This window comes from Deltaproteobacteria bacterium, assembly GCA_028818775.1.
Lineage (GTDB): Bacteria > Desulfobacterota > Binatia > UBA9968 > JAJDTQ01 > JAJDTQ01.
This window is the reverse complement of sequence record JAPPNE010000039.1, coordinates 47,936-72,563: the sequence shown is the minus strand read 5'-3', so window position 1 is coordinate 72,563 and position 24,628 is coordinate 47,936. Positions and strand designations below refer to the sequence as shown.

Here is a 24,628-nt window from a genome sequence, read left to right as displayed (position 1 = left end):
ATCCCCTGGCATGCGAAGGGCGCTCGTTACCGGATTCCTGGCGTGCTGTCCCTCCCCCGCAGGACCCGCCGGTTCCACCATGCGATCAGCGGGGTGATGAGGAGGGTGGGAAGAATCCACGCCAGCCATGCCGGCCGGGTGGCGACATTGACCACCACGACCGCGGTGACGGTGGCAATGGTCCCGGCCAGCATGTTGGTGAGATGGCGGGCGATGCGTTGCCGGCCGGGCCGGGGCGATGCGCGGTGATAACGCAGGTCGACGGCGCTCAGGGCCACGGCAATGAATCCGAACACGGCCATGGTCACCCACTGCGAATCCCCCCGCAGGAACAGCACGGCGCCATGGCCCCACATGCCGAGCCCGGTAACGCCCATGATCACCGCGGCGGCCCAGTCCACCGGCCGCGGCCAACCGCCGGCGTTGCGGGCGAAGCGCCAGCCGGCGAACACGAGATAGAAGCTGAAGACGGCGACCAGCAGCAGCACGACGTCGGCCCCGAGGATCGCCAACGGCAGCGCGGTGACGCACACCAGCGACATGGCCGCGGCATAGACCCGCCCTGCCCGTATGTGATGCACCCGGCCCTTTGCCGTCGAAAGGGCGATGGCCGCTACCGCCAACGCCACCGCGCCGGCGGCGATATGAACGACGAGAAGGACGGTGCCCGCCATGCCTGAACTCCCGGAACTCCCGACCGCTACTCCGCTCTCACGTCAGCGCCACAGGTCGAACCGGCGGATCACCGCGAGGCGCAACAATATCAGGTGGTTCTCGACCCGGTAGGGACAAGCCCGCCGAGGGCCGCCAGGCCCGCACGGGTTGTTTCCGGAGCGGTTCACGCGGTGGGTGCCGCGGCCGAAACCAAGATACGAACCGTCCAGCCGCCACTTCCAGCCGTCCGCCAAGGGCGCCTCGATGCCGACCCCGAGCACCCAACCGATTCGCGTGGCGTTGTGGAGGAACGAATCGTCGGGGTCGAACCGGGCCGGCATGTCCGGGGAGAAGTCGATGTCGGTCAGCGAGTTCGTGATCCGGGCCAGCGCCGCGCCGCCGTTGATGAACACCGTCACCGGCCCTTCCCTGTGTTCGAGGCCCAGACGTGCGGTGGCCGCCCACCGGACAGCCGCCCGCGCCGTCTCGTCCCTGCCGCCGGGATCGACGCGGTCCGAGTGTGCCGACACGTTGCCCCAGGCGCCGTCCAGCTCAAGCCTGAAGCGCGCCCTTTCCAGGGCGAACTTCCTGCCCACCAGAAAACCCCAGACGAAATCGCCGTCGTCGTAGTCCGTGGCCCAGCCGGGTCTGCCCCAGTTGGCGAAGCCGCTGGGATCGATGATCCGGTTCTCGGTCCTGGCAGCGGCGACGAACAGGCCCGCGTAAGCGTCTCCCCAGGCCATGGCGGCGGACGCCGGGCGGAGGCCACCGGCGAACGCGAGCGTCAGGAGCATCAAGACCAGGCAACCTGAGGCAAGAAGGACGATTCTCCTGGAACCTGTCATGAGACACAGTCTAGCAGGTCCTCCCATGGCGGCGAAAATTACGGGCGTTTTCACCCGGACTCCCGACCGTCCGCCAGGGAGGCCCATTCGAGGAGCCAGCGGCGCGTCCTGGGACGGCCGGCGCGCAGATCGGCGGACGCTTCGAAGTCTCGGCGCAACCGCTCCAGGTCCGCGGCCGAATCGACGTCGTAGGTGCGGGCGACCGTGCGCACACGCAGACCGAGTCGCCGGGCCTTGTCCAGGGTCTGATCGAGCACGGTCGCCGTGCTCCAGGCGACGCCCTGGAAGAGTTCCTCCACCGGCCTGTTGAGGCCGATGAGATAGTAACCGCCGTCGTCCGCCGGGCCCAGCACCACGTCGCAGGCGTCCTGCCGCAGCAACTCGCAGGCACTCCCCACCGCGCCCGCGCTCAGGGTGGGGATGTCGCTGCCCACCACGACCACCTGGCGGTAACCCTCGTCCCGCAAGTCGGTGAACACGCCATGCATGCGCGCGCCGAGGGAATCGCCGCGCTGCGGCAGCAGGGTCGTGGTCAGCTCCGGGAAACGCGCGAAATAGCCTCGGCTTCGTTCGGCGTAGGCCACCCAGGTGTCCCAACGCTCCGAACGCGCCAAGTGGTCGAGGACGTCCTGGAGCACGCAGGCGTAGAAGTCCGCCGCCTCCGCATGGGTCAGCGGCGGGCACAGCCGGGTCTTGACGGCTCCCGGCCTCGGCGCCCGCGCCATGACCGCCACGGCGGGCAAGTCATGGCGCGGAAGTTCCGCTCGGGAGCCGGACCGCCGCGCGCCCGCCGCGCGTTTGAGAAAAGATTCACTGTTCACGGAATTTACCTGCGGCACCAAATCAACTATAAACGAACGCGCCGGCGCAAGGACGCTTGGTAATCTTGCAGGGAACAGAGGGAATCCCGAGACACTCTGGGAGACATCCTTTCATGACTCAACGGATTGGCAAGATAGCGTTGGTGGTGGTCGTGGCCGCTCTCATCGCGAGCTTTTTCGTCTTCGATCTCGGGATGTACTTCAACCTCGAGTTCATCAAGGCGCAGCGCGATGCCTACCTGGGCTACTACCAGCAGAACCCCGCCACCACCATCACCGCCTACGCCGCGATCTACATCGCCGTGACGGCGCTCTCGCTTCCGGGCGCGGCCATCATGACGCTGTTGGGCGGCGCGCTGTTCGGGGTGATCACCGGCACGATCATTGTCTCCTTCTGCAGCACCATCGGCGCCACCCTGGCCTTCCTGGTGGCACGTTTCCTTCTGCGGGACAGCATCCAGGGGAAGTTCGGCGACAGGCTCGAGACCATCAACAACGGCATCGCCAACGAGGGAATGTTCTACCTCTTCACCATGCGGCTGATCCCGGTCATTCCCTTCTTCGTCATCAACCTGGTAATGGGGCTCACGCCCATCCGCACGGTGCAGTTCTTTTTCGTCAGCCAACTGGGCATGTTTCCCGGCACCATCGTCTACGTGAACGCCGGCACCCAACTGGCCCAGATCGATTCGCTGGCGGGCATTCTGTCCCCTACGCTCCTGCTGTCGTTCGCGCTGCTCGGCCTGTTCCCCCTCATCGCCAAGAAGTCCATCGAGCTGGTCAACAAGCGCAGGAACGCGAAAGCGCCATAGGAGGCGCCGGAAACCATAGCCACCGGCGTCCAGGATAAGACTGTTCCCGACCCGAGAGAGCAAGCATGCGCAACATTCCACAACTGTCGCCGCAGGACGAATACAACCAGGTGTTGGGCTCCAACACCCACCCGGCGGACTGGACCAATCCCACGCCGGCCGACCGTTACAACCTGGTGGTCATCGGCGCGGGCACGGCCGGGCTCGTGACCGCGGCCGGCGCCGCCGGGCTCGGCGCCAGGGTGGCCCTGATCGAACGCCACTACCTCGGCGGCGATTGCCTCAACGTCGGCTGCGTCCCGTCGAAGTGCATCATCCGCTCGTCGCGCGTGGTGGCGGAGATCCGGGACGCGGACATGTTCGGCATCGGCGGCCCGGGTGACGTTCAGGTGGACTTCGGCGCGGTCATGGAACGCATGCGCCGCATCCGTTCCCACATCAGCCACCACGATTCGGTGAGACGTTTTTCCGAACTGGGCGTCGACGTGTTCCTGGGCGACGCCAGCTTCACCGGTCCGGAGACCGTGGAAGTGGACGGCCAGTCGCTCCATTTCAAGAAGGCCGTCATCGCCTCCGGCGCCCGGGCGGTGGCGCCACATCCGCCCATCGACGGCATCGAGGAGGCCGGCTACCTCACCAACGAGACCGTATTCTCTCTCACCGAGCGCCCGGAACGGCTGGCGGTCATCGGCGCGGGGCCCATCGGCTGCGAGCTGGCGCAGACCTTCCAGCGCCTGGGCTGCCAGGTGGTGCTGTTCCACAACGGCGACCACATCCTCAACCGCGAGGACGCCGACGCCGCGGACATCGTCCAACAGCAGTTCCTGCGGGAGGGCATTCAACTGGTGCTCAACAGCGCCCTTACCCGCGTGGCCACGGAAAACGGCCGCAAGGTGGTCCATTACGAGGCAGGCGGCAACGCGGACTCGGTGACCGTGGACGAGATCCTGGTGGGGGCCGGGCGCGCGCCCAACGTGGACGGCCTGAACCTCGAAGGCGTCGGCGTCGAGTTCCACCCGTTCCGCGGCGTAGTGGTCAACGACTACCTGCAGACCACCAACTCGCGCATCTTCGCGGGCGGCGACGTCTGCATGGACTGGAAGTTCACCCACGCGGCCGACGCGGCCGCGCGCATCATCATCCAGAACGCCCTCTTCTACAAGAGCAAGAAGCTGAGCTCGCTGATCATGCCCTGGGCCACCTACACGGACCCGGAGATCGCCCACGTGGGCATGTACGAGCGCGACGCGGAGAGCCAGGGCATCGCCATCGACACCTACGTCCGCGAGCTGAAGGAAGTGGACCGCGCCCTGGCCGACGGCGAGGAGGAAGGCTTCGTCAAGATCCACGTCGTGAAGGGCAAGGACAAGATCGTCGGCGGCACCATCGTGGCGCGCCACGCCGGCGAGATGATCAGCGAGATCACCCTGGCCATGGCCGGCAAGGTGGGCCTCGGCACCATCGCCAACGTCATCCACCCCTACCCGACCCAGGCCGAGGCCATCAAGCAGACCGGCGACGCCTTCAACCGCACACGGCTGACCCCCATGGTAAAGAAGATCTTTCAGCGCTGGCTGGCGTGGAGCCGGAGGTAGCGGCCGGCCCCGGCGATTGCCCGGTCCGTTAGCGGCCCGCGACCGGCCGCGCCGTCAGAACGCGTAGCGCAGCGACAGGCGCGCCTCGTGGCTCGCGAGCCGCGCCCGGGTCGGCGCGAGATCCAGCGGCAACGGCTCCCGGCTGCCGTCGCGCCAGACCACCCGGCCCGCGCCCCGCCCCGTGCGCACCTCACCGAGATGCGTGTAGCGCCAGGCGATATCCAGGCTCACGCGCTCGTCCAAGGGCAGCGAGACCCCGGCCGTCACCATCCAGGCCAGGTCCGTCCGGCTCGCGCCGGGCACGGTGGTCGTCGTTGCCGGAAACGTCATGCGCGTCTCCCCGATGCGGTTGCGGACCGCGCCGAGGCCGGCTCCGATGAACGGATCGAAAGGCCCGAGCCGGGGCAGCCCCACCCCGGCGAAGTCGACAAAGGCGGCAAGCATCCCCGAAACGGACGACAGGTCCGCCGAGACTTCCTGCCGCCGTTCCGGCGCCAGGAAGTTGGCGCGGCCCTCGAACTCGATGCGCGGCCGATATTCGACCAGAACCTCGAAGCGCGCCGGCGCGGCCGTGTAGCCCAGCCCGATTTCGAGCGCCGCCGCCGTGTCGAAGTCGCCGCGTGACCGGTAAGGCGCGCCGTCTCCGCCCGTGCCGCAGCCGTACAAGGCCGCCGGAGCCGTGCTGGAACAGTCCTTGTCCATGAAGATGGCGTCGCCCGACCGGCCCAGGCCGAGACCGCCGCGCAGGTAGAAATCGCCGGCGACCACGGCTCCGGGGGCCATCCACGCGCCGACCAGGACAGCGACCACCATGAGCCTTGTTTTCCGTGCGAACAAACCGGTCGGGAACATACCGCTCAACCTCGCTTTCCCGCCGGCCGCGCGCCGGTGAGTCGCGTTACGTTCGCCCATCCGATGCCCGGCCGGGCTTCCACCCGTCTACTTGCGCAGGCGCCTTCCCAGCGCGATCAGGAACATGACGCTCTTGCCCGCCGCGTGGGGTGAAAAGAACGCGGTGACGTCGTCGTCGAAGAAGGTCAGGCCGGAGGCGCCGAAGCCCTGGGCGTAGGCCGCCAGGTAGAGGCGGCCGGCGGTGATGCTGGCGTCCATTTGGGCAAGGCGGTAGCCGCGGTTGCCGTAGCGCCGCAGCACTGCGTCGAGTTCGGTGAGGAAATAGACGCTGACGCTGGCGTCCGCCGGGATCTCCTGGCCAAGTCCGAGGAAACCGGCCTCCTTGCGGAAGTTTCCTTCCTTCAGAAGATCGAGGCGTCCGTTGTCACGGTCGAGGACGTAGGCGCCGGAAGCGGCGCCGTCCACGTGGTTGACGATGAGATAGAGTTGATTCAGCTCACGGGAGGCGCCGGGATCCACGTCCGTGGCAACGCCCCGTGTGGCGTAGTGCAAGGCCGTGGACAACTGGGCGAGGCTGATGGACTCGTGCGAGAACCGGCGCGTGGAGCCCCGGCGCACGATCACCTGCTCGATGCTGTCGGCCGGGAGCGACGCGGGAGAGTCGACGGCCAAGGGCAGCGCGCGGCGCCCCGCGCCGGCCGCGACGGGGCCGCCGGATTCTCCGTCGACGGTTCCGGCTTCGTCGGGCGCGGTCATGCCGGTTTCCGCTTCTTCGAGGTCGTCCGACGCGCCGCCGTCGGCCTCCCGCCAGCGCCGCGCCTCCGCGCCGCTCTCCAGGCATGACGCCGCGTGCGCCTGCCGGATGGACGGATAGTCCAACTCGCGCGCCGATAGCGGCCGGGTGGCGTAGTCCAGGGGCGGCGGCGTTTCCGCGGAGGGAGCCGTGGACGATGCCGAGCGGCCCAGGGGCACGAGGCACAGAGACGCTTCCTTTTGGGAGTCGAGGCCCAACAGATGGTTCACCGGGGCGTCGGCGAAGCCCATCACCGTTCGTGCCGGGATGTCTCGAGCCGATGCCGCGGCAAGGCAGTTGGCAAGCAGCGTGCCGCCGTCCCAGAAGCAGTGCCGGTAGGCGCGGTCGCGGTACTTCCAGCTATTGCGCCAGAACGTGGAAGCCAGCACCAGAACGACCGGGGCGTGCTCAACGGCGGGCTCGCCGCCGCTCGCCGCCGCCAGCACGCCACGGTGGTCGCCGGCGCGCAAGGGCGTCAGCGCGAAGCCGTCGGGGGCGAAGTGATAGACGCCGGCGTCCAGGTCGGACAGCGGACCCGCGACCACGTAGACGTCGATGTGGTAGAGCGCGCCCGTGCATGCCGCCGCGCGAAAGAGCATCTCGCCGCCGAAGTAGCGCCGCCGGCGCGTGACGCCGGCACAGAGGAACAGCACCTCCGCCAGCTCGGCGCGGGTCAAGCCGCGCTCCACCTCCGGGGCAGGCTCGGAAATGGCCCGTAGCGCCGGCACGCCGGTTGACTGGAGATGCTGCTCCAGCGGCAGCGACTCCAATGTTTCGTAGACCTTGAAGGGACGCGGCTGGTTGTCCCAGTCCAGGTAATGGGGGCCACTCCGGACGCTCGTGAGTGAATGCTTGGTGCGTTCGTGGTAGTCGCGCGCCGCGGCGACGTCTCGGTTGCTCATGGAGCCTCCGGGCCGTGTAGGCCGTGCCGGTCCCTATACGCTGATGTTCCAGAACTGCTTGACCAGCGTCCCGAGAACGTAGGTGACGCCCACGGCGCCGAACACCAGCAGGAGGTTCTGAAGCACCCGCGGGCGGACCTCCATGCCCGACATGACCGACAGGAACGCGGTCACCAGGACCACCATGGCGCCGCCCACGGCGATGGACCACAACGGGCTGACCGCGCCCAGGAGCACCGGGAAGATGGGGAACATGGCGCCCACGAAGTAGGAGATGCCCACGGAGACAGCGGCCGACAGCGGGCGCGTCTCCTCCGGCGGCTTCATCTCGGGGTCGAAGAAGTTGCGCTTGGCGTTCTCGATGCGTTGGACCTCGCGCTGGGAGCGGGACGAGGCCAGCACGCCCGCGGCCATGGAGATGGAACCCGCCACCGCCACCGTCAGGCTCGCCACGGCCACGTAGGCGGGATGTCCGAACGAGGCATAGAAACCGGCGACGCTGCCGAGCACCTCCACCAAGCCGTCGTTCAGGCCCAGGAAGAGGTCGCGCACGCGTTCCGGGTTCAGGCGTCTTCCGGTGAGCCCGGCGACGATCTCGTCCTCGTGGCCGAACTCGTCGCGCAGGATGCCGCGGATGCGCGGTCCGTAGGGCGTGTCCTTGTAGCGGTCCCACAGCGCCCAGTACTTCTTGACGCCGTAGATCTCGATGGCTTCCAGGATGAGGAACGTCATGGCCACGCCGAAGCAGCGCCGCAAGAGCACGAGAAGACTCAGGCGCAAGCGCTGCACCCGGTCCAGCGAGCTATCATCGAGACCGGCGAAATCGGCCCAGAAGGCGACGTGTCCCCGCTCCACGGTGACGAGGCGGCTCAGGACGTTGTGGACCTCGCCGGTCTCCATCTCACGGAGACGCACGTAGAGGGCCATGTCGAAGGCCTCGTCCCGGGCCACCTTGAGTACCAGCGGATCGTTTCGCGGTTCCGTCATGAGGGATGGGCCAGCGCCTTGCGCCGGGCCTCGGCGGGGTCGCAGTCGGAGCCGCGGTCGCGGGTGATGAGGGAGCGAAGGCTCTCGGTGTGGTCCAGCCACGCCGTTTGCACGGCCGGAGACACGTGGAACTCGTCGAGAGTCTCGCGCAGGATCTGCAGCCGGCGCGCGAACTGCCCCCCCATGATGGGATGCGGCGCGTGGGCCTGTTCGAGGGGACGGCCTTCGTACTCGATGTCGGCGCCGAGCGCTCGCGCCGTGAACTGGTACTCCAGCTTCTTGACCCGGTCGCGGTCGGCGTTGCGGAAGAAGAACCCGATCATGAGGTCATCGAAGATCCGGTCCACGAAGACGTCGATGACCTCGCGCAGGCGCTCCGCGCCGATCTCGTCGAACAAGGAAGCCGTGGATTTCTCCCCGTTCGGCTACTCTTTGGCGGCCGGGCTGAGCAGCGCGTCCAGCTCCCCCCGCTCGTGCAGCTCGTGGACGATGTCGCAGCCGCCCACGAACTGGCCGTCGATGTAGACCTGCGGGATGGTGGGCCAGTTCGAGTACTGCTTGACGCCCTCCCGGACCGCCGGGTCCGACAGCACGTCGAAGCTCTCGAACTCCGCGTTGTGGGCGCGCAGGATCTCCACCGTGTGGGCGGAGAAGCCGCACTGGGGAAAGTTCGGGGTGCCCTTCATGAAGACCATCACCCGGTTGTTCTTCACCTGCTCTTCGATTCTGCTGCGAACGTCATCCGCCATCGTCATGTACCTCCCTTGTGGAGACTTGCTCACCGGAACGGGCCGCCGGCGCACGGGCGGCGCGTCAGATCTCGACCTCGATATCGGACCCGGAAACGCGCACGTTGAACTTGTCGACACCCACGTCGGCGGGGGGACCCGAGGCCTCGCCCGTGGTGACGTCGAACATGGCTCCGTGCCACGGGCACTGGATTTCCTTGCCCATGACCTCTCCCTCGGACAACGGCGCGCCGCGATGGGTGCAGATGTCGTCGATGGCGTAGAAGGACCCTTCCACGTTGAACAGCGCGACCCGACGGCCGTTGACCTCCACCAGCTTCGGCTTGCCGGGCTCCACCTCCTCGGTGGTCGCGACCTTGACATACTCAGCCATGCGTTTCCTCCCTTCGGATCCTCCGATCGGCCGCAAGGTGCGCCGGACCGCCGCCGCCTGTATCCGATTGACTTGAAGTGAACGGACCGCGGCGAGGACGCCGCCGCGGTGCCTCGTGCCTCAGCGCGCCTCGGCCGCCGCGGAGCCCTTGACCAGCCAGCGCTCGCGCATGACCTTGTCCTGTATCCGCAAGAGCCCTTCGGTCAGGGCCTCGGGGCGCGGCGGGCAACCCGGGACGTACACGTCCACCGGCACGATCTTGTCGACGCCCTTGCATACCGAGTAGGCCATCTGGAACAGCCCGCCGCAGTTGGAGCAGCTTCCCATGGAGATGACGTACTTGGGATCGGGCATCTGGTCGTAGAGCAGCCGGGTGCGCTTGGCCATCTTGTAGGTCAAGGTGCCGGCCACGATCATCAGGTCCGACTGGCGCGGCGTGGCCCGCGGCACGCAACCGAACCGGTCGAGGTCCGCGCGGGGGCCGCCGGTCTGCATGAGCTCGATGGCGCAACAGGCCAGCCCGAACAGCATGTACCACTGGGACGACGCCCTGCCCCAGTTCAACAGATCGTCGACCCGGGTGGTGAAGACCGTCTCGGGAAGACTGTTGGTTATCGGCATCGAAACCTCCTGGGTGAACCCGTCGGCGAAACCGCGATCCTGGTGGCGTGTAACATACAAGCCGCCAGTAAAGATAGACCACCGCGATGCGCCTTTCAAGCCCGCGCGGACGGACAGGGGGGCGGCGTGGTTCCGTTGCAAACTCCCTTCGGGTCTCCTATGACTGAAAACATGCGTATCTGCACTCTCCTGCCGAGCGCGACCGAGATCGCCTTCGCGCTGGGCCTGGGCGACTCGGTGACGGCCGTCAGCCATGAATGCGACTACCCCGCGGAGGCCCGGGAGAAGCCCGTGGTGGTTCGCGGTCGCATCGACTCGGACAGCTCCACCAGCCGCCAGATCGACGACAGGGTGCAACGCACGTTGAGCCGTGGAGAGAGCCTTTACGGCCTCGACCTTGAGCTCCTGCGGCGCCTCAACCCCGACCTCATCGTCACCCAGGGCCTCTGCGACGTCTGCGCCGTGGGCTACGACGACGTCATGGCCGCCGCCGGCACGCTGAAGCCACCGGCGAGGGTGCTGTCGCTTTCACCGAGTTCCCTTGGGGAGGTGTTGTCGGACATCGCGCGGGTTGGAAACGCCACCGGAACCTCGGGTCGAGCGGAAACTCTGGTCGGAGGCCTCCGGGAGCGGGTGGAGCGCGTCGCCGCCAAGGTACCGGAAGGCTCCGTCAGGCCGCGGGTGGCCTGTCTTGAGTGGCTGGACCCCTTGTACGCCGCCGGCCACTGGGTGCCCGAGATGGTGGAGCTTGCCGGCGGGACGGACGTCCTGGCAGCAAAACACGAGCCTTCGGCCCGAGTGTCCATGGAGACCCTGTCGGAAGCGGCGCCGGAGGTCATGGTGCTGATGCCCTGCGGCTTCGACGAATCCCGCACACTCAGGGAATGGGAACCGCTGAAGGACCTGCCCGCGTGGCAAGCCGTTCCGGCCGTTGCCAACGGACAGGTGTTCGCGGTCGACGGCTCCAAGTTCTTCAACCGTCCCGGACCCCGCCTGGTGGACGGACTGGAGATTCTGGCGCGGCTGATTCATCCGGCGCTGTTCCAATAGGAAACCGACATACTATTGTTGTACCTGCGTCGTGGCGTGGTCAGGACCGGGTCACGCCCCAAGGGGCGCGGGGAAACGATATGTCATTGGCAGCCTTTGCCACGTTACCCCAACGTCTTCCCTTTTCTTCCTGGATGTCGTGGACCCGTTGCGGTAGCCTGGAATTCATGTTCACGCGACTCCTGCTGCTGTTCACCGTCGTCCCCCTGGTGGAGCTTTACCTCCTCATCGAGGTGGGCTCGATCATCGGCGGCCTCAACACCATCCTCCTGGTGCTGGGCACAGGCGTGGTGGGGGCGTTCCTCGCCAAGCTGGAAGGGCTGCGGACCCTGGGGCAGATCCAGCGGAACCTCAGCCAGGGCATCGTCCCGGCGGAAGAGATGCTGGACGGAGTGATCATCCTGGTGGCGGGCCTCCTGCTGATCACTCCCGGGATCCTTACCGACGCCTTCGGCTTCCTTATGCTCATCCCGATCACCCGGAACGCGTTCAAGCGCTGGCTGCGGCGGCGTTTCGACCGGGCGAGCGCGCGCGTCCGCATCTACACGCAAGGCGGGCCGGGTCATTTCTAGCCCGCATGGCGCCGTGGCGCCCGAGGCTCCGGCGCCGGACGGACGGGAGCTGCTGCGGCTGGCCGTCCCGGCCTCCCTGGCCATTGCCAGCGAACCGGTCCTGAACATCGCCGACACGGCCATGATCGGCCACCTGGGGGTGGAGCCGCTGGCCGCCAAGGCCATCGCCACGAGCCTCATCGGCGCGGTGGTCTGGATATTCGCGTTCCTCATCTTTGGCACCACGAGCCTCGTGGCCAGCCAGTACGGCTCGCGCAACTACGCGGCCTGCGGCGAGATCTTCCGGCACGCCCTGGTGCTCGGTGTCGGCGGCGGGCTCGCGGTAGCCTCCCTCCTGTTCCTGTTCGCCGCCGAGCTCTATGCCCTCATGGGGGCCACCCCGGCAGTGGCCGCCCAGGGAGTACCCTACTTCCGCATCCGCTGCGCCACCATACCGATGCTCTTCTCCATCTACGCGGCGGTGGGCTTCCTGCGGGGCATCCAGAACACGTTCTCGCCCATGCTGGTGGCGTTCCTCATGAGCGGCGTCAACATCGTGCTGGACTATGCGCTGATCTACGGCGGCTTCGGGTTTCCGGCCCTGGGCCTGCGGGGCGCGGCGGTGGCGGCGGTGGCCGGGCACGCCCTGGGCATCTTGTTGTACATGCGGCTCCTGTTCTTCTCGGACTACACGGGCCTCTACCAACTGATGAGCCGGAAGCTTCACCTGCGCCGGTTCCGCAACATCTCCCGGATCGCCGGACACCTGGCCGTGCGCACCGCCGGCCTCCGGCTCTCGCTGGTGTTCGCAACCGCCATGGTGGCGCGCATGGGGCCGGTGTATCTGGCCGCCTACGAGATCGTCTTCCAGCTCTTCATCTTCTGCTCCGACACCATCGACGGTCTCGCGGTGGCCGGTCAGACGCTGGTGGCACGGCACCTGGGAGCCGGCGACGTCGGCCGGGCGCGGCGCCTCGGCCGCATGCTGCTCGTCTGGGGCTGCGCCGGCGGCGCCGTGTTCGGCGCCGCCTACCTGACGCTGCAGGAACCGCTTCTGGCGCTCTTCACCGCCTCGGAGGCGGTGAAAGGGGTGGTCCGGACCGAGGCCTTCCTGCTGCTGGCGGTGTTTCAGCCCCTGAACGGCATCGCGTTCGCCCTGGACGGCTTCATCCTGGGCGCCCACGACACGCGCTTTCTCATGTGGGCCATGCTGGCGGGCGGCCTCCTGCTGTTCGTGCCGCTCACCGGCCTCGCCTATCACCTGGAACTGGGCCTGTTCGGGGTGTGGGCGGGGTTCAGCCTGTTCATGGTGCAGCGGGTTGCCGCGAACCTGTGGCGCCTCTTCAGCCGCCGGTGGGAGGGCGCGTTCGCCGCGTACCACGCCGGGCGCGGCGGGTGAGCCACCGGCATTGATCGACACAACCTGGGTTCCGGGTTGCTTTTCGATCCACGCCGGGATATGGATCGGCTGGCTTGGACGGGCACCGTTCGATCGTACGCGGCACCGTGCGCCAGGCTTGAACCGCAAACAAGGAGGAACGTGAACGCATGGCCGATGTCGCTATAGTAACCGGAGGTGCCGGAGGCCTGGGATCCGAGGTCTGCGCCGCGCTGGCGGAAGACGGGCTTCGGGTGGTGGTCGCCGATTTCAGGAAGGACGACGCGGAGGCGCTGGCCGCCCGACTCAAGTCCGAGGGCAAGGAGGCCACGGCGGTGGGCGTGGACGTCGGCGACAAGCAGAGCGTCGAAGCCATGGTGCAGAGCGCCGTCGACGCCTACGGGCAGCTCGACGTGCAGATCAACTTCGCGGGCCTCATGAGCCGTTTTCCCATCGCCGAGATGACCGAGGAGGAGTGGGACCGGGTGATCCGGGTGAACCTGCGCGGCGTGTTCCTGTGCAGCCAGGCCGCGGCCGCGGCCATGCGCGCGCGCCAGGGCGGGCGCATCCTCAACGTGGCCTCCGGGCGCGGCATCGCCGGCGCCCCTCGATCGGCGCACTACGCGGCCTCCAAGGCCGGCGTCATCGCGTTCACCAAGACCATGGCCGTTGAGGTCGCCGAGGACAACATCCTGGTCAACAACATCTGCCCCGGACGCGCCGAAACGCCCATGGCCCGGGCCGGCTACACCGAGGAACAGTGGCAGGCCATCCTGGCCCTGGACCCGCTGCACGGCGGGCTGACGCAGAAGGACGAGATCACGGGCCTGGTGCGCTATCTCGTGTCCGACGCGGCGCGGTACATCACCGGCCAGACGTTCCTGCTGCGGACGCCGTAGCGGCTGGGTTTGAAATGCGTCCTTTTTCCGGGAGGTGACATGTCACAAGTCGTGGTGGTAACCGGGGGCGCGGGCGGCATCGGGTCGGCCATCTGCCGGGCGCTGGCGGAGGACGGACACAGCGTGGTCGTGGCCGATTTCAACGGCGAGGGCGCGCAGGCGCTGGTCGCGGACATCGAAAAGGCCGGCGGCCAGGCCCTGGCCGTGCCGGTGGACGTGGGCGACAAGACCAGCGTGGACGGCATGATCGCGGCAGCCATCGACAAGTACGGCCACATCGACGTGCAGCTCAACGCCGCCGGGGTCATCAAGCGCTGCCCCGTGCTCGACATGCCGGCAGAGGAATGGGAACGGGTCATCCGCATCAACCTGACCGGGCTCTTCCTGTGCTCCCAGGCGGCGGGGCGCCACATGGCCGAGCGCAAATCGGGCCGCATCATCAACGTGGCCTCCGGCCGGGGGGTCACGGGTCAGGCCATGGGCTCCCACTACGCGGCGTCCAAGGGCGGGGTCATCACCTTCACCAAGACCCTGGCCATCGAGCTGGCGCCCTACAACGTCACCGCCAACGCCATCGGACCCGGCGCCACCGAGACCGACATGGCTCGGGCGGGCATGTCCGAAGAGCAGTGGTCCCGGAAGCAGGCCACGTCTCCGCTCCTCGGAGGCTTTACCCAGAAGGACGAGATCACGGGGTTGATCCGTTACCTGATATCGGACGCCGCGCGCTACATCTCGGGCCAGCTATTCCTCTTGCGCACCGCGTAGCCGGGGATGCGCGCGGGTTGACCGCGCAAGGGAACGAAGTGTCCACGGGAGCGGACCAAGTGACGTGACATTCCAGGGGGAACGCCCCGGGAACGGCAACGAACAACGGAGACCGGCGCATGCACACCGAGAACGCCATGCGGACCGTGTACGCCATCCTGATGGTGGTCATCGCCGTCGTCATCCTCGTCCCCGTGGCGGCGCTGGTGTTCGGAAGCTTCTGGTCGGCCTCGCCGGTGGCTCCGGGTCACGTCACCCTGGCCAACTGGATCCGCGCCCTCACCATCAGCATCCCGGCGGACATCCCCACGCTGGTCTTCAACTCGCTGGTGTTCGCCTTCATGACGGCCGCCATCTCCGTCCTGCTGGGCGTTACCATGGCGTTCCTGGTGGAGCGCACCGACATGCCCTACGGCCGGGTGTTCGCCAAGCTCGGCATCGTGCCCCGGGCCTTCCCGGTGATCATCGCCGCCCTGGCCTGGATCCTGCTCCTGAGTCCGCGCATCGGCGTGATCAACGTGCTTTTCCGCGAGACCTTCGGCGCCAACCTGTTCAACATCTACTCGTTCCCGGGGATGATCTTCATCATGGTGCTGTACGAGTCGCCCATCGTGTTCCTCATCGCCCTGAACGCGTTCCGGCTCATGGACCCATCGCTGGAAGAGCAGTCCATCGCCTGCGGCAACACGGTCATGGGAACGCTGCGCCGCGTGACCCTGCCGGTGCTGCGGCCGCTGATCCTGTCCTCGTTCCTGCTGGTCTTCGTCATCGGCCTCATCACGCTGGAAGTGCCCATCATCATCGGCGCGCCCGGCGGCATCTTCGTCTTCACCTCGGCCATCTTCAACCTCATCGCCTCCGACTACCAGTCGCTGATCTACTACAACACCGCCGCGGCGCTGGCCATGATGGTGATCCCCCTGAGCCTGCTGTCGCTGTTCCTCTACCGTCACCTGGTGCGGCGCGCCGAGAGCTTCGTCACGGTCACCGGCAAGGCCAGGCCCGAGAACGTCCACCGCCTGGGCGGGTGGCGCTACGTCGCCCTGGTGTGCTGCTCGTTCTACTTCGCCGTGGTCATCCTGCTGCCCGCGCTGGTGATCGTGCTGCTCTCCTTCTCGCAGTTCGTGGCCTCCCCGAGCCTCGACCTGCTGACCCAGCTCACCCTCCGGCACTGGGAATCCGCCCTGGAGGACACGGTGTTCTGGCGCGCGCTCACCAACACCATGATCCTGTGCTTGACCGGGGCCACCGCCACGGTGCTGATCGCGCTGGGCGTCGGCTATCTGCTGGTACGCAGCGGGGTCAAGCTCAAGGGACCCATCGAGGCCGCCGCCATGCTGCCGCTGGCCTTCCCCGGCACCATCCTGGCCGTGGGCTTCGTGTGGGCCTACATCAAGACCCCCGTCTACGGCACCCTGTGGATCCTGCTGCTCTACTTCATCGGCAACTACCTGCCGTTCGCGCTCCGGACCCTGAGCCCGTTCCTGTTCCAGTTCCACAAGGAATTCGAGGAAGCGTCCTGGACCTCCGGCGCCAGCGCCCTGGGCACCATCATACGCATCGTCATCCCGTTCCTGCGCGGCGGCCTCTTCTCGGTGTGGATCCTGCTCTTCCAGATCTATCTGCGGGAGTTCGCCGGCGCCATCATCCTCTTCACCTACGGCAACGAGGTACTCTCCACCCTGCTCTTCCAGCGCGCCTTCGACGAAGGCTCCTTCGGCATCGGCGCCGTCATCGGCGTGCTCATGCTCGCCCTGTCATTGGGTCTGCACCTGCTGGTGTCGCGGCGGGAGGGGTAGACGCCTACCCGGCAAGCGGGACAACCTTCGAACGACGCATGACGCGGTCGCGTGTCACCAACGGTACATGGTGAACGACACTGGTGGCGGCTATGATCTCGTCCGCGGGATCGCTTCTGAAGTCAAGCCGGGTCGAGGTTCGGGCAACCGCGAGATCGATGGGCCACACCCGCAGACGGTTGAGGACCCGGACCACCTCACGGTCGTCGAGGTCCATGTCCAATCGGCCGAGTTGAACGAGCTTGGCCAACTCCCACAGCACGATAGCGGAAACAGACCACGGGTTCCGGGACAACGCTGCCTGCTCGGACGGCCGGAGTTCACCGTTGATCGCCAGGACCAGGATGTGCGTATCAAGATTGAGCATCCGCGTCCCAGCGAACATCCGTACTGAAGATATCGCCCTTGATCGCGATCTTGTGGCGGAGACTGCCGATGAGGTCGGTGCACTGATGATCGTAGGGGACTATCCGCGCCACGGGTTTACCGTGCTTGGTAACGACCAATCCGTCGGCATCAAGGCTGTCCAGCAGTGCCAAACACTGCTCCTTGAACTTTGCGGCCCCAATAGTCTTCATGGTTGATCTCCAGTTCCTGAAATGGACATATTATATGACCAGCCAACTTTTTTGTCCACTGTGGGCTCATCCTGCCTTCTTCGGCGGCGCATAGAGCTGCAGCAGGTTGCCGTCGGGGTCGAAGAAGTAGAAGCCGCGGCCGGAGCGGCGTTCCACCACCGGCACCTCGTGGATGCGGACGCCGGCCTCGCGCATGCGTTCCTCGGCGGTCTCGAAGTCGTCGCTGTCCACGTAGAAGGCCTGGTGGGTGACGCCGTCTTCGGCGAGGGCGTCGCGGTCGATGGGGTTCGGGCGCTGGAACAGCACCACGATGCTGTTGCCGGAGCGCATGTCGGCGCGGCCGAGTCCGCGGAGGTCGTCGCGGGCGACGGTGGCCACCTCCATGCCCAGCACGTCGCGGTAGAAGGTCACCGCCCGGTCGATGTCGTTGACGGGAATGCCGCTGTGGTAGAGTCCCCTGGTCTTGATCATGTCCTGCCTCCTGTTCCTGCAAGGCCTAGTGTGGTGTCTGGTTAATCGAAACGCGCCGGCAAACGTGTTATGCGGGAGTTTCCATCATCAACCGTCATACGACAACAGCCAGAGGATACCACCGATGAACGATCTATGCAGACTTTCGGCCAGCGAGGCAGTGGCGCGCGTCGCCAAGGGAGAGGTCACTTCCGAGGAGTTGACCCGGGCGTGCCTGGAGCGCATCGAGGAACGGGAACCGGAGGTGGAGGCCTGGATGCGCCTGGACCCGGAGTACTCGCTGGCGCAGGCGCGGGAGCGCGACCGTGCGCCCGGCCGCGGAGCGGTGCACGGCCTTCCGTTCGCGGTGAAGGACATCATGGACACCGCGGACATGCCCACGGGCTACGGCTCGCCCATCTGGGAGGGCTTCCGGCCCAGGGCGGACGCCGCGTGCGTGGCGCTCACCCGCGCCGCCGGGGGCGTACTCCTGGGCAAGACCGTGACCACAGAGTTCGCCAGCCGCCATCCGGGCAAGACCAAGAACCCCCACGACCCCACGCATACGCCGGGCGGCTCTTCCAGCGGCTCGGCCGCGGCTGTGGGGGATTTCATGGCCTTCATGGCCTTCGGCACCCAGACCCTGGGGTCGGTGATCCGGCCGGCGTCGTTCTGCGGCTGCGTGGCCTACAAGCCCAGCTACGGCGAGATCAGCAACGAGGGGGTCAAGGAGAACACGGGCTCCTTCGACACAGTGGGGCTGTTCGGCCGGGCGGTGGAGGACTTGCCGCTGTTCCGGGCGGCGGTGACGGGCGAGCCGGTGCTGCCGCTGAGTCCGATCCCGGTGAAGGACCTGCGCGTGGGCCTGTGCCGCACGCCCCTGTGGGACAAGGCGCTGGACTACACCAAGGCGCTGGTGGAAGGCGCCGCCGCCGACCTCGCCAGGGCCGGCGCCGCGGTGTCGGACCTCGACCTGGGCGGACCCTTCGCCGAGTTCGAACCCATGGGCCGCCGGGTCAGCGACTACGAGATCTCACGCGCGCTGACGTGGGAGCGCACCCACCACTTCGACCTGCTGAGCGAATTCCAGCAAGGGAAGATGAAGGACTGGCCCGTGGTCTCCTACGAGGAATACCGGGAGGGGCAGCGGGTCATGGCGGCGTGCCGGGCCTGGCTGGACGAGGCGCTCAAGGACTTCGACGTGCTCCTCACCCCCAGCGCCACGGGCGAGGCGCCCGCGGGTCTCGACAACACCGGAGACACGGCCTTCAACATCCTCGCGACCTGGACCCACGTCCCGTGCGTGACGCTGCCGCTCTTCAAGGGACCCTCCGGCCTGCCGGTGGGGCTGCAACTGGTGGGGCATCGTTGCCGGGATCACCGACTGTTCGAAATCAGTCGATCCATATTGACAGCGCTATCGAGTTGAACATAATGCAAAGTTGAGACGTGCCACGGGTTGGTCTGAATTGCGCCACGGCGCACAATCGAGCCGGGAGGGAATGCCATGGATCGTTTGAACGCACTCATCGATTCGGTCAACGCTTTCGCCTGGGGTCCGCCAATGCTGGGCATGCTCGGCGTGACCGGCGTGCTCCTGACCCTCGGGCTGGTGTTCATGCCGTGGCGCAAGGTCGGCTACGGCTTCCGGCTGCTCTTCGACAAGAGCGGGAGTGTGGGCGAGGGCGAGGTCAAGCCCTTCAACGCGCTCATGACGGCGCTTTCCGCCACGGTGGGTACCGGCAACATCGCCGGCGTGGCCACGGCCATCGCGCTGGGCGGTCCGGGCGCGATCTTCTACATGTGGCTCATCGCGCTGTTCGGCATGGCCACCAAGTACGCCGAGGCGGTGTGCGCGGTCACCTACCGGGAGGTGGACGGGAACGGCAAGTACGTCGGCGGCCCCATGTACTACCTGCGCAACGGCGTGGGCGATTTCGCCCCGGAGCTGGGCAAGTGGCTGGGCCTTATTTTCGCCATTTTCGGCGCGGTGGCAGCCTTCGGCATCGGCAACGCCGTGCAGGTCAACTCCATGGCCGCGGCGCTCGGTGACAGCTTCGGCGTCCCCACCTGGATCACCGGCGTGATCGTGGCCGTGCTGGTAGGCATCGTGATCATCGGCGGAATCCAGCGCATCGGCGAAGTCGCCGGCAAGCTGGTGCCGGCCATGATCGTGCTCTACATCGGCGCCGCGCTGCTGATCATCATAATCAACATCGCCGGGGTGCCGGCGGCCTTCGCGCTGATCTTCACCCACGCCTTCACGCCTGCCGCGGCGGCCGGGGGCTTCGCCGGAGCGGCGGTAGCCGCGGCGATCCGGTTCGGCGTGGCGCGCGGCGTGTTTTCCAACGAATCCGGCCTGGGTTCCGCGGCCATCGCCCACGCGGCGGCGCAGACCAACAGCCCGGTGCGCCAGGGCATCATCGCCATGCTCGGGACCTTCATCGACACCATCGTCGTGTGCACCATGACGGCCCTGGTGATCCTGACGTCCGGGGCTTGGACGTTGACGGGTGCGGACGGCGGCGGCCTCACCGGCGTGGTGCTCACCTCCGCCGGCTTCGAGAGCACCGTGACGGGCGGTGGCTACGTCGTCACCGTGGCGCTGGCGGTCTTCGCCTTCACCACCATCCTCGGGTGGTCCTACTACGGCGAGCGCTGCTGGCAGTACCTGTTCAGCGAGAACAGCCTGCTGGTCTACCGTGCGCTGTGGGTGCTGGCGGCGCTGACGTTCGCCAACGTGAAGGTGGCTTTCGTGTGGAACCTGTCGGACACCCTCAACGGCCTGATGGCGGTGCCCAACCTCATCGGCCTGTTGCTGCTGGCGCCGATGGTCTTCAAGGTCACGCGGGAGTACTTCGACAAGACCGCGGACCAGTAGTCGCCGAACCCGCTCGGTACGCCCTTTGGGAGCCTGGACGCCGGACAGGTCCCGGGCCTCGGACCGGGGGGGTCAGAATCCGATACGGATCCCGGCGCGGAAGACGTGGTTCTGAACTTCGGACTTGGCCGCGCCGCCGTATCCCCACTTGACCTTGGCGTCCCCGGCGCCCATGTACCGGTAGCCCAAGTGCAGGACCAGGGAGTCCAGCAGCCGGTACCCGAGCCCAAGACCGACCTGATAGGCGAGCACCCAGTCCCCGCCATCACCCGCGAGATTGTTGAGGATACCGGCGGTCCCCGGCGGAAGACCGAGCTGACTGTCGACCGAGGACGGCAACTCCACGGGCAAGTCGATGTCGTAGCGCACGTAGTTGACGCCCAGGCCGCCGCCGAAATACGGCGCCAAGCCCAAGCCCAGGTCGAGGTCGTACCAAGCGTTGGCCATGAAACCGAGTGTGGTGCGGGTCCCCTTCAGGTTGAGTTGCCGGTTGACACGGCCGAGGACATCACCCACGATCGGATGACCACCGACGGTGAGGCTGTCGTAGTCGATGGCGTCTATGTCCGTCTGCCGCCAAGTGGCCTCACCCTCGAGACGAAGCCCTTGCCAGCCCAAGCCCAGGGCCAGGCTGTACCCGAGTCCTGACTTCAAGTCGATGTCGCCGCCTCTGACCTCCGACCCGAAGCCCGATGTCGAACCGCGCGCCAGCCCGACGTCCGCCGCCAGGTAGAGTCCGCTCTGCGCTTCGGCAGGGGAAGCGAGCAACGGGATCAGTCCTGCCAGCGCGAGAACACAGAGCATATTCCCTGAGGCTTGCGAGGTACGGCGGCTTATGCATGATCGGCTCCTTCATTCGGTCCTGATGCCTCGGACACCCCGGTCTCGTCAAGGCCGAAATACCTCCGTGGCGTCGAGCTTGCGCTGGAACTCCAGGTATTCCTGCCTGGACATGCGCGGCTTGTCTTCCTCGACGATCCGGCGCGCCGCCGCCGCGTCGTCGCACAGCAGATCGACGGCGGTCATGGCCAAGAGCTTCGCCGACTTCACGTAGACCGAGTCCTTGTCCGCCAGCAGGTAGTTGTTGGTGTGGCCGCCCCCGGAGGCGCCGGCCACGTAGGGATGCACGGCCGGCATGATGTGGGCGACGTCGCCGAAGTCGGTGCTGCTGGTGCGGTGCTCCGTCGTGCGCTTGAAGCCGCCCGCACCGAACAACCGCTCGGCATTGCCGCCCCAGAGCCGCGCCATGGTCTCGTTGTTGGTCTGGGGCAGGTAGCCCGGCACCGTCACGATCTCCACCGACGCCCCCACGGCCATGGCCGCGCCCCGCAGCGCGTTGTCCACCTTGCGGTTGGCGTCGACGATGCCTTCGATGGTCTTGCCGCGAATGAAGGTCTCGATCTTAACCTCCGCCGGCACCGCGCTCACCGCCTCGCCGCCCTTGGTGATGATGGGGTGGATGCGGATGGTGTCGTCGTCGTAGAAGGTCTCGCGCTGGTAGGCGATGGCGGTCATGGCCAGGGAGGCGGCGTTGAGGGCGTTGATGCCGGTCTGCGGGCTGCCGCCGGCGTGGGCCGCCTTGCCGATGAAGCGGATCTTCTTGATGAGGGCGCCGTTGGACGACCCGGCCACGTGGGAGGCGAGGGTGTCGGTCTTGGTGTGGAACATCATCGCCAGGTCCACGTCGTCGAAATGGCCCAGCCGGATGAGCTCCGCCTTGCCGGCGAGGAACTCGATCTCGTTCCGCGCCTTGCGCTCCAGGCGCTCGTCCACGTCGATCATCTCCTCGGCCGGCACCGCGAAGAAGACCAGCGCGCCGGCAAGCCGCGGCAACACCTTGGCGGACAGCAGCCCCATGGCCGCGCCCACCATGCCCGCCACCTGCGCGTTGTGTCCGCAGGCGTGAGCCGCACCCGTGTCCGGGTCGGCATGGGGATGGTCGAACACCTTGAGCGCGTCCAGCTCCCCGAGAATGGCCAGCGCCGGACCGGGCCGGGCACAGTCCTTGCGGCCCTTGACGCCGGTGACGGCGAGGCCCCGTTGCGGCTCCAGACCAAGAGACCGGAGCCGGCCGGCGATGAACTCGGCGGTCTTGACCTCGTTGAAGCCCGTCTCCGGCTGCCGCAGGATGGCTTCCCCGAGGTCGATGATCTCCTCCCGGCGCGCGTCGATGACGCGGCAGGCCTCGGCCTTGAGGTCGTCCACGGGGTTCATGTCCTCGCTTCCACGGCGCTCGTTCGTCGTTGCCGCACCGGGATTCACCTGGCACACCGCGCTAGCCCTGGCGGAGCGCTTCCTCCAGCAGTCCCAGCGCTGCCTCCGTGAAGGCCCACATGTTGGCTTCCCGGTCGGGCCGGCCTGTCTCGATGGTGATGGCCTTTTCCACGGGACCGACGATGGCCATGCAACTATGGCCGGCGGCATCGCCGTAGCGGTTCCCGGTGGGTCCGGTGGCGCCGCTTTCCGAAAGACCCCAGGTGGTGTTCAACCGTCCCTGGATGAGGCGCGCCATGTTCAACGCGTAGGATTCGGTGCTGCCGCGCACCGCCACCTCGCTCTCGGGCATCATCAACAGGCCCGCGCGCGCGTGCCGGGTATAGATCACGCCCCCGCCGACGAAGTAGGCGGAGGCTCCGGGCAATGACAGCAGCGCCGCCGAAATCAGGCCGCCGGTGGACGATTCGGCCACCGCCACGGTCTCGTTCCGCTCCTTGAGCAGCTCGCCCACCGTACGTCCGAGGGTTGTCAGGTCCGGCATGGGTGTCCCCTCCTGTCTGTGGCTACGCCCCGCCCCGCTGCAGCGACAGCGACAGGCCCGGACGGCGCACGTGGATGTCGTGGTAGCGGCCGCGGTGGGCCAATTGTTCCATGAGCGTCACCATGGGCGTGCGGGCGTTCCGGTACTCCCGCGGCGGGCCGGCGGCACGCATGACGGCGATCTCCTCCTCGCTCAGCATCCATCGCAAGAGCAGCTCTTCGTCGGTGACGCCCGGGCCGCCGAGCTTGCGCCGCACTTCCTGGATGGTGAGGTCCGGCGGCACCCACCGGGCCATCTCCTTGCCGCGGGGGCGGTCCAGTATCTTGTGCTTCACGTCCGGGTCCATGGTGTCGGCGCCTTCCCTGCCCCAGAGCCCCAGCGCGTACTGGATGATCTGGTCGGTGACCTCCTCGTAGCGCCCGCCGACGATGACGTTGATGGCCGCCTGGCTGCCCACGAACTGCGACAGCGGCGTCACCATGATGGGGTAGCCCAGGTCCGCCCGCACCCGCACCACCTCGTCGAGGGCCTCCTCCGCCTTGTGCTCCAGCCCCACCTTGGCGAGCTGGTGGCGCAGGTTCGAGATCATGCCGCCGGGGACCTGGTGCTGGTACTGGGCGTAGTCGTACTCCACCGGCACGCCGATGGGGAAGCCCTCCTGTTGCGCCACGGCGGTGAAGAACTCCGACACTTCCTCCAGCGCGTCCGTGTCCACGGCGCACGTGTAGCCCAGGGCGCGCAGGTTGGCGGCGACACTGAACACCGACGGGTTCGACGAAGCGTTGGCCAGCGGCGGCACGGCCGTGTTCACCGTGCGCACGCCGAGCTTCACCGCCTCCAGGCAGCACAGCGGACCCAGGCCGGTGGTGCAGTGGGTGTGCAGCTCCACCGGGATGCCGCCGGCGTTCTCGAAGATCATGGGCACGAGGGTGCGCGTGCGCTCCGGGGTGAGCAGGCCGCCGGGGTCCTTGAGGCACAGGAACGGCACCCCCAGGGAGGCGGCCTCGCGTGTCTTGCGCGCGTAGTACGCGTCGGTGTGCTTGGGCGACACCGAGTAGATCAGGTTGACGATGGGCTCCAGGCCGTTCTTGCGCGCGATGCCGACCTTGCGCCGCCACCCTTCCAGCTCGTTCCACTCCTCGGAGATGCGCGCCTGGCGGATGCCGTTGGCCGCCATGCGCTCGATGAACAGCTCGTACACCGAGACGGGCGTGATCTCGAAGGCGTTGACCCGCCCGGCCATGAGCCGCAGCGGCGTCCGCGTGACGCGCTCCGCCACCATGCGCACCCGGTCCCAAGGGTCCTCCTTGAGCTCGCGCACGCACTTCTTGAGGTGGGACGCGGACATCAGCTCGATGGCGTCGAAGCCGGCCTCGTCCATGGTCTGGGCCACCGGCAGCATCATGCCCGTGGTCATGCGCTCGGCCCAGAGGCTCTGGTGGCCGTCGCGCAACGTCGTGTCTACGAATCGAATCTCGTCCATGTGTCGCTCGCGTGCGCGGCGGCCGGCAC

The 24,628-nt window shown here is 67.3% G+C and carries 27 protein-coding genes; 10 read left to right on the top strand and 17 right to left on the bottom strand.

Features of this window, described 5'->3' with window-relative positions; all coding sequences use genetic code 11:
- Positions 1 to 26 precede the first annotated feature (26 nt).
- The 3 genes from OXU42_03850 to OXU42_03840 form a co-directional block, all read right to left on the bottom strand.
- On the bottom strand, positions 27 to 674 hold the full coding sequence (locus OXU42_03850) for a hypothetical protein (protein ID MDE0028524.1): 648 nt from the start codon (positions 672 to 674) through the stop codon (positions 27 to 29).
- A 42-nt stretch (positions 675 to 716) separates the two neighbouring features.
- Positions 717 to 1,448: an outer membrane beta-barrel protein gene (locus OXU42_03845; protein MDE0028523.1), complete on the bottom strand. Its 732-nt coding sequence runs from the start codon at positions 1,446 to 1,448 to the stop codon at positions 717 to 719.
- 101 nt (positions 1,449 to 1,549) lie between these two features.
- Positions 1,550 to 2,320 (bottom strand): TIGR04282 family arsenosugar biosynthesis glycosyltransferase, encoded by a 771-nt coding sequence (locus OXU42_03840; protein ID MDE0028522.1) that lies wholly within the window; start codon positions 2,318 to 2,320, stop codon positions 1,550 to 1,552.
- Positions 2,321 to 2,433: 113 nt separating this feature from the next.
- On the opposite strand from OXU42_03840, the gene OXU42_03835 reads away from it, so the two are divergent.
- Both OXU42_03835 and OXU42_03830 read left to right on the top strand, forming a co-directional pair.
- Positions 2,434 to 3,132, top strand: coding sequence for a TVP38/TMEM64 family protein (locus tag OXU42_03835; protein ID MDE0028521.1), 699 nt, complete (start codon positions 2,434 to 2,436; stop codon positions 3,130 to 3,132).
- A gap of 65 nt (positions 3,133 to 3,197) precedes the next feature.
- Entirely contained in the window at positions 3,198 to 4,727 is a 1,530-nt protein-coding gene (locus OXU42_03830; GenBank protein ID MDE0028520.1) for a mercuric reductase, read from the top strand.
- Positions 4,728 to 4,781: 54 nt separating this feature from the next.
- Here OXU42_03830 and OXU42_03825 read toward each other — a convergent pair whose 3' ends face one another.
- From OXU42_03825 to nuoB, 7 genes are all read right to left on the bottom strand, one after another.
- Entirely contained in the window at positions 4,782 to 5,540 is a 759-nt protein-coding gene (locus OXU42_03825) for an outer membrane beta-barrel protein (GenBank protein MDE0028519.1), read from the bottom strand.
- Positions 5,541 to 5,666: 126 nt separating this feature from the next.
- Positions 5,667 to 7,274 carry a SagB/ThcOx family dehydrogenase gene (locus tag OXU42_03820; protein MDE0028518.1) on the bottom strand — a complete coding sequence of 536 codons (1,608 nt, stop codon included), beginning with the start codon at positions 7,272 to 7,274 and terminating at the stop codon, positions 5,667 to 5,669.
- A gap of 33 nt (positions 7,275 to 7,307) precedes the next feature.
- Positions 7,308 to 8,261 (bottom strand): VIT1/CCC1 transporter family protein, encoded by a 954-nt coding sequence (locus tag OXU42_03815; protein MDE0028517.1) that lies wholly within the window; start codon positions 8,259 to 8,261, stop codon positions 7,308 to 7,310.
- Positions 8,258 to 8,659 carry a group 1 truncated hemoglobin gene (locus OXU42_03810; GenBank protein MDE0028516.1) on the bottom strand — a complete coding sequence of 134 codons (402 nt, stop codon included), beginning with the start codon at positions 8,657 to 8,659 and terminating at the stop codon, positions 8,258 to 8,260. Before OXU42_03810 ends, OXU42_03815 begins: the two co-directional genes overlap by 4 nt.
- Positions 8,660 to 8,686: 27 nt before the next feature.
- Positions 8,687 to 9,010 carry a Grx4 family monothiol glutaredoxin gene (gene grxD / locus OXU42_03805; protein ID MDE0028515.1) on the bottom strand — a complete coding sequence of 108 codons (324 nt, stop codon included), beginning with the start codon at positions 9,008 to 9,010 and terminating at the stop codon, positions 8,687 to 8,689.
- Between the two features lie 64 nt (positions 9,011 to 9,074).
- Positions 9,075 to 9,383 (bottom strand): non-heme iron oxygenase ferredoxin subunit, encoded by a 309-nt coding sequence (locus tag OXU42_03800; GenBank protein ID MDE0028514.1) that lies wholly within the window; start codon positions 9,381 to 9,383, stop codon positions 9,075 to 9,077.
- 120 nt (positions 9,384 to 9,503) lie between these two features.
- Complete coding sequence (gene nuoB / locus OXU42_03795) at positions 9,504 to 10,004, bottom strand: NADH-quinone oxidoreductase subunit NuoB (protein ID MDE0028513.1); 501 nt, start codon at positions 10,002 to 10,004, stop codon at positions 9,504 to 9,506.
- A gap of 171 nt (positions 10,005 to 10,175) precedes the next feature.
- Between nuoB and OXU42_03790 the strand changes: the two genes are divergently transcribed.
- The 6 genes from OXU42_03790 to OXU42_03765 all read left to right on the top strand — a co-directional run bounded on the left by OXU42_03790 (position 10,176) and on the right by OXU42_03765 (position 16,449).
- Positions 10,176 to 11,054 carry a cobalamin-binding protein gene (locus tag OXU42_03790; protein MDE0028512.1) on the top strand — a complete coding sequence of 293 codons (879 nt, stop codon included), beginning with the start codon at positions 10,176 to 10,178 and terminating at the stop codon, positions 11,052 to 11,054.
- A 167-nt stretch (positions 11,055 to 11,221) separates the two neighbouring features.
- Positions 11,222 to 11,626 carry an FxsA family protein gene (locus OXU42_03785; GenBank protein MDE0028511.1) on the top strand — a complete coding sequence of 135 codons (405 nt, stop codon included), beginning with the start codon at positions 11,222 to 11,224 and terminating at the stop codon, positions 11,624 to 11,626.
- Between the two features lie 13 nt (positions 11,627 to 11,639).
- Positions 11,640 to 13,004, top strand: a complete 1,365-nt coding sequence (locus OXU42_03780; protein MDE0028510.1) for an MATE family efflux transporter — start codon at positions 11,640 to 11,642, stop codon at positions 13,002 to 13,004.
- A gap of 149 nt (positions 13,005 to 13,153) precedes the next feature.
- Positions 13,154 to 13,882, top strand: coding sequence for an SDR family NAD(P)-dependent oxidoreductase (locus tag OXU42_03775; GenBank protein ID MDE0028509.1), 729 nt, complete (start codon positions 13,154 to 13,156; stop codon positions 13,880 to 13,882).
- A gap of 39 nt (positions 13,883 to 13,921) precedes the next feature.
- A complete protein-coding gene (locus tag OXU42_03770) occupies positions 13,922 to 14,650 on the top strand; it encodes an SDR family NAD(P)-dependent oxidoreductase (protein MDE0028508.1) in 729 nt (242 codons plus the stop codon).
- Between the two features lie 119 nt (positions 14,651 to 14,769).
- Positions 14,770 to 16,449, top strand: a complete 1,680-nt coding sequence (locus tag OXU42_03765; protein MDE0028507.1) for an iron ABC transporter permease — start codon at positions 14,770 to 14,772, stop codon at positions 16,447 to 16,449.
- A gap of 4 nt (positions 16,450 to 16,453) precedes the next feature.
- Here OXU42_03765 and OXU42_03760 read toward each other — a convergent pair whose 3' ends face one another.
- The 3 genes from OXU42_03760 to OXU42_03750 all read right to left on the bottom strand — a co-directional run bounded on the left by OXU42_03760 (position 16,454) and on the right by OXU42_03750 (position 17,498).
- Complete coding sequence (locus OXU42_03760; protein MDE0028506.1) at positions 16,454 to 16,816, bottom strand: type II toxin-antitoxin system VapC family toxin; 363 nt, start codon at positions 16,814 to 16,816, stop codon at positions 16,454 to 16,456.
- Positions 16,803 to 17,027: a type II toxin-antitoxin system Phd/YefM family antitoxin gene (locus tag OXU42_03755; protein MDE0028505.1), complete on the bottom strand. Its 225-nt coding sequence runs from the start codon at positions 17,025 to 17,027 to the stop codon at positions 16,803 to 16,805. Before OXU42_03755 ends, OXU42_03760 begins: the two co-directional genes overlap by 14 nt.
- Before the next feature lie 66 nt (positions 17,028 to 17,093).
- Entirely contained in the window at positions 17,094 to 17,498 is a 405-nt protein-coding gene (locus OXU42_03750) for a VOC family protein (protein ID MDE0028504.1), read from the bottom strand.
- Positions 17,499 to 17,622: 124 nt separating this feature from the next.
- On the opposite strand from OXU42_03750, the gene OXU42_03745 reads away from it, so the two are divergent.
- Entirely contained in the window at positions 17,623 to 18,906 is a 1,284-nt protein-coding gene (locus OXU42_03745) for an amidase (GenBank protein ID MDE0028503.1), read from the top strand.
- Positions 18,907 to 18,984: 78 nt separating this feature from the next.
- On the top strand, positions 18,985 to 20,358 hold the full coding sequence (locus OXU42_03740) for a sodium:alanine symporter family protein (GenBank protein ID MDE0028502.1): 1,374 nt from the start codon (positions 18,985 to 18,987) through the stop codon (positions 20,356 to 20,358).
- A 72-nt stretch (positions 20,359 to 20,430) separates the two neighbouring features.
- Here the strand turns inward: OXU42_03740 and OXU42_03735 are convergent, their stop codons facing one another.
- The 4 genes from OXU42_03735 to OXU42_03720 all read right to left on the bottom strand — a co-directional run bounded on the left by OXU42_03735 (position 20,431) and on the right by OXU42_03720 (position 24,599).
- Positions 20,431 to 21,162, bottom strand: coding sequence for an outer membrane beta-barrel protein (locus tag OXU42_03735; GenBank protein MDE0028501.1), 732 nt, complete (start codon positions 21,160 to 21,162; stop codon positions 20,431 to 20,433).
- An 84-nt stretch (positions 21,163 to 21,246) separates the two neighbouring features.
- Complete coding sequence (locus OXU42_03730) at positions 21,247 to 22,572, bottom strand: amidohydrolase (GenBank protein ID MDE0028500.1); 1,326 nt, start codon at positions 22,570 to 22,572, stop codon at positions 21,247 to 21,249.
- Between the two features lie 61 nt (positions 22,573 to 22,633).
- Positions 22,634 to 23,116 carry a CinA family protein gene (locus OXU42_03725; GenBank protein ID MDE0028499.1) on the bottom strand — a complete coding sequence of 161 codons (483 nt, stop codon included), beginning with the start codon at positions 23,114 to 23,116 and terminating at the stop codon, positions 22,634 to 22,636.
- 22 nt (positions 23,117 to 23,138) lie between these two features.
- Positions 23,139 to 24,599: a hypothetical protein gene (locus OXU42_03720; GenBank protein ID MDE0028498.1), complete on the bottom strand. Its 1,461-nt coding sequence runs from the start codon at positions 24,597 to 24,599 to the stop codon at positions 23,139 to 23,141.
- Positions 24,600 to 24,628 lie beyond the last annotated feature (29 nt).

Excerpts from the sequence above, each read along its gene's own strand:
- OXU42_03850 (MDE0028524.1), bottom strand. The coding sequence starts at position 674 with ATGGCGGGCACCGTCCTTCTCGTCGTTCATATCGCCGCCGGCGCGGTG.
- OXU42_03815 (MDE0028517.1), bottom strand. The coding sequence starts at position 8,261 with ATGACGGAACCGCGAAACGATCCGCTGGTACTCAAGGTGGCCCGGGAC.
- OXU42_03825 (MDE0028519.1), bottom strand. The coding sequence starts at position 5,540 with ATGGTGGTCGCTGTCCTGGTCGGCGCGTGGATGGCCCCCGGAGCCGTG.
- OXU42_03720 (MDE0028498.1), bottom strand. The coding sequence starts at position 24,599 with ATGGACGAGATTCGATTCGTAGACACGACGTTGCGCGACGGCCACCAG.
- nuoB (MDE0028513.1), bottom strand. The coding sequence starts at position 10,004 with ATGCCGATAACCAACAGTCTTCCCGAGACGGTCTTCACCACCCGGGTC.
- OXU42_03750 (MDE0028504.1), bottom strand. The coding sequence starts at position 17,498 with ATGATCAAGACCAGGGGACTCTACCACAGCGGCATTCCCGTCAACGAC.
- OXU42_03765 (MDE0028507.1), top strand. The coding sequence starts at position 14,770 with ATGCACACCGAGAACGCCATGCGGACCGTGTACGCCATCCTGATGGTG.
- OXU42_03835 (MDE0028521.1), top strand. The coding sequence starts at position 2,434 with ATGACTCAACGGATTGGCAAGATAGCGTTGGTGGTGGTCGTGGCCGCT.
- OXU42_03785 (MDE0028511.1), top strand. The coding sequence starts at position 11,222 with ATGTTCACGCGACTCCTGCTGCTGTTCACCGTCGTCCCCCTGGTGGAG.
- OXU42_03770 (MDE0028508.1), top strand. The coding sequence starts at position 13,922 with ATGTCACAAGTCGTGGTGGTAACCGGGGGCGCGGGCGGCATCGGGTCG.
- OXU42_03735 (MDE0028501.1), bottom strand. The coding sequence starts at position 21,162 with ATGCTCTGTGTTCTCGCGCTGGCAGGACTGATCCCGTTGCTCGCTTCC.
- OXU42_03725 (MDE0028499.1), bottom strand. The coding sequence starts at position 23,116 with ATGCCGGACCTGACAACCCTCGGACGTACGGTGGGCGAGCTGCTCAAG.
- OXU42_03775 (MDE0028509.1), top strand. The coding sequence starts at position 13,154 with ATGGCCGATGTCGCTATAGTAACCGGAGGTGCCGGAGGCCTGGGATCC.
- OXU42_03755 (MDE0028505.1), bottom strand. The coding sequence starts at position 17,027 with ATGAAGACTATTGGGGCCGCAAAGTTCAAGGAGCAGTGTTTGGCACTG.
- OXU42_03745 (MDE0028503.1), top strand. The coding sequence starts at position 17,623 with ATGAACGATCTATGCAGACTTTCGGCCAGCGAGGCAGTGGCGCGCGTC.
- OXU42_03740 (MDE0028502.1), top strand. The coding sequence starts at position 18,985 with ATGGATCGTTTGAACGCACTCATCGATTCGGTCAACGCTTTCGCCTGG.
- grxD (MDE0028515.1), bottom strand. The coding sequence starts at position 9,010 with ATGGCGGATGACGTTCGCAGCAGAATCGAAGAGCAGGTGAAGAACAAC.
- OXU42_03845 (MDE0028523.1), bottom strand. The coding sequence starts at position 1,448 with ATGCTCCTGACGCTCGCGTTCGCCGGTGGCCTCCGCCCGGCGTCCGCC.
- OXU42_03760 (MDE0028506.1), bottom strand. The coding sequence starts at position 16,816 with ATGCTCAATCTTGATACGCACATCCTGGTCCTGGCGATCAACGGTGAA.
- OXU42_03790 (MDE0028512.1), top strand. The coding sequence starts at position 10,176 with ATGCGTATCTGCACTCTCCTGCCGAGCGCGACCGAGATCGCCTTCGCG.
- OXU42_03800 (MDE0028514.1), bottom strand. The coding sequence starts at position 9,383 with ATGGCTGAGTATGTCAAGGTCGCGACCACCGAGGAGGTGGAGCCCGGC.
- OXU42_03830 (MDE0028520.1), top strand. The coding sequence starts at position 3,198 with ATGCGCAACATTCCACAACTGTCGCCGCAGGACGAATACAACCAGGTG.
- OXU42_03820 (MDE0028518.1), bottom strand. The coding sequence starts at position 7,274 with ATGAGCAACCGAGACGTCGCCGCGGCGCGCGACTACCACGAACGCACC.
- OXU42_03730 (MDE0028500.1), bottom strand. The coding sequence starts at position 22,572 with ATGAACCCCGTGGACGACCTCAAGGCCGAGGCCTGCCGCGTCATCGAC.